Origin of the sequence: Clostridium sp. OF09-36 (assembly GCF_003481985.1) — a bacterium.
Lineage (GTDB): Bacteria > Bacillota > Clostridia > Lachnospirales > Lachnospiraceae > Brotaphodocola.
This window is the reverse complement of record NZ_QUMD01000062.1, coordinates 1-2,900: the sequence shown is the minus strand read 5'-3', so window position 1 is coordinate 2,900 and position 2,900 is coordinate 1. Positions and strand designations below refer to the sequence as shown.

The following is a 2,900-nucleotide window of genomic DNA, read 5'->3' as shown; positions in this document are numbered from 1 at the left end:
CGGAGCAGGAAGCGGCAAAACGCCGGGAGCTGGAACAGCAGCTTTATGAGGTGTTCCGCAAGTATGCCGACAAACGGCAGAGTGAGGAAGCCGGGGCATAAGGTTTTCCGAAGCCATCGTTGATTTGCGGGGCTGCTGGCGGTATAATAAAGCTGTCAGCAGCTCCGTTTCTTTTTTAAGAAAAGGAGCGACAATATGAATAATCGAATAGACGCAATCTATGCAAGACAATCGGTGGACAAAAAGGACAGCATTTCCATTGAAAGCCAGATTGAATTTTGCAAATACGAGTTGAAAGGCGGTAACTGCAAGGAATACACAGACAAGGGGTACAGCGGCAAGAACACAGACCGTCCGAAGTTTCAAGAACTGGTGCGGGACATCAAGCGGGGCTTGATTGCAAAGGTCGTGGTTTACAAGCTCGACCGTATCAGCCGTTCCATTCTGGACTTTGCCAATATGATGGAGCTGTTCCAACAGTACAATGTAGAGTTTGTGTCCTCTACGGAAAAGTTTGATACCTCCACCCCGATGGGGCGGGCGATGCTGAATATCTGTATCGTGTTCGCCCAGCTTGAACGGGAAACGATACAGAAGCGGGTGACGGACGCTTATTATTCCCGCAGCCAGCGAGGCTTCAAGATGGGTGGGAAAGCCCCTTACGGCTTCCATACAGAGCCGATTAAGATGGACGGTATCAACACAAAGAAGCTGGTGGTAAACCCGGAGGAAGCGGCAAATATCCGGCTGATGTTTGAGATGTACGCCCAGCCCACAACCTCCTACGGGGACATTACCCGGTACTTTGCCGAACAGGGAATTTTATTCAACGGCAAGGAACTAATACGCCCCACGCTGGCGCAGATGTTACGCAATCCTGTCTATGTGCAGGCAGACCTTGATGTGTACGAATTTTTCAAAAGTCAAGGGACAATCATTGTCAATGACGCTGCCGATTTTACCGGCATGAATGGCTGCTATCTGTATCAAGGGCGGGATGTGAAGCCCAGCAAAAAGAACGACTTGAAAGACCAAATGCTGGTGCTGGCTCCCCATGAGGGCATTGTCCCCTCCGACATCTGGCTGACCTGCCGCAAGAAGCTGATGAACAACATGAAAATCCAGTCTGCCCGGAAAGCCACCCATACATGGCTGGCGGGAAAAATCAAGTGCGGAAACTGCGGGTATGCCCTTATGAGCATTAACAATCCTGTGGGAAAGCAATATCTCCGCTGCACAAAGCGGCTGGACAATAAAAGCTGTGCCGGGTGCGGGAAAATCATCACTTCGGAGCTGGAAGCGGTTGTTTATCAGCAGATGGTGAAGAAGCTGGCAAGCTACAAAACGCTGACGGGCAGAAAAAAAGCGGCAAAGGCAAACCCGAAAATCGCCGCCCTGCAAGTGGAACTTCTCCATGTGGACAGCGAGATTGAAAAGCTGGTGGACAGTCTGACGGGCGCAAACAATGTGCTGCTCTCCTATGTGAATGTGAAGATAGCAGAACTGGACGGGCGCAAGCAGGAACTTCTGGCGAGGATAGCAGAGCTGACGGTGGAAGCCATCAGCCGGAACAGGTCAGCCAGATTTCCGGCTACCTCGACACTTGGGAGAATGTATCCTTTGACGACAAGCGGCGTGTGGTGGATTTGATGATTACCACCATAGCCGCCACAAGCGACAGCTTGAATATCACATGGAAAATCTGACGGGCGGAACACCTCCCGTCAGACCGTTACCCTGTGTAGTCCCTTGTAAACTGTACTTTGAAGGATTTGAAACAACAAACAAGTATAGCCGAAATTGAAACTGACGAATATACCTGTCCTCTTTGCGGTCACGAATGTAAAGAAATTGCCGAGAATGATTCAAAGCTCATTGAGGCTACAGAATGGTTAGATAACGAATTAAGAATTACCGAAAAATACACTTCCGATTTTTCTGAAGATGTTAGAAAACTCAAGGAAGCTCACTCAAAGATTGATGAAAAAATACGAGGTGTTTGGAAACAGATAAAGACAATTGAGGAAAAATTCATTTCATCAAAAGCTCTTGTTTCAAAGAGAGAAAAAGTAAATTACGCAAAAGCGAGAATCGCTTTATATGCTGAAATGAGTAGCTCTGGTATATTTGAAACGGTTGATGGAGATATTGAAGAACTTAAAGAAAAAATTGCCAGACTCGAAGAAAAAATCAAAGGATTTGATGTTGATAAGAAGATGTCAAAAGCTGAGAGCTTTTTATCAAACAATATGAATCGTCTTTCTTTAACGCTTGATTTTGAAGAAGAGTATAGACCGATTGACTTGAATTTTGGTTTAACAGACGGTAGCTTTGACATTTATCAGCACCAGAAAAGCAATGAGAATATCCATCTATACGAGATGGGGAGTGGTGCAAATTGGGTTTCCTGCCATATTGCTCTGTTTTTAAGTTTCCTGCGTTTTTTTGCAACTCAGGACAATTCACCGATGCCTTTGGTTATGTTTTTTGACCAACCAAGTCAAGTGTATTTCCCACAAGGTAATGATAAAGACGAAATCACGCAAGCAGATTTGATTGCCGTCAATAAAATGTATAAGACAATTTTTGATGAAATCAATTCCATCGGTGAAGACACAGGAATATTGCCTCAAATTATTATTGTAGACCATGTGGACGGGAAAAACTTGGAGTGCAAAGAAGAATTTGAAAGATATATTCGGTGTAATTGGAGAAATGATACAGGTCTGATTTAAATACAGTATTATAAAAAGGAAGACAATAATATGACCAAAATATACAGCCTTAATAGTGTTGCTAGAATATAAATAGTACAAGCCAAAATGAGAAATTCCAAATACACATAAGCATGGTACAATAGAAACATGCTGAAGGAGGATCTCATATGGCAAAGCAACATG

At 44.6% G+C, this 2,900-nt stretch carries 1 protein-coding gene and 1 pseudogene; both read left to right on the top strand.

Translation table 11 applies throughout. From position 1 onward, the window contains the following. Positions 1-195 precede the first annotated feature (195 nt). Positions 196-1,706 (top strand): annotated as a pseudogene (locus tag DXA97_RS19480) (recombinase family protein). 66 nt (positions 1,707-1,772) lie between these two features. After that, positions 1,773-2,735 carry a DUF3732 domain-containing protein gene (locus DXA97_RS19470; protein ID WP_243107786.1) on the top strand — a complete coding sequence of 321 codons (963 nt, stop codon included), beginning with the start codon at positions 1,773-1,775 and terminating at the stop codon, positions 2,733-2,735. Positions 2,736-2,900: the final 165 nt, after the last annotated feature.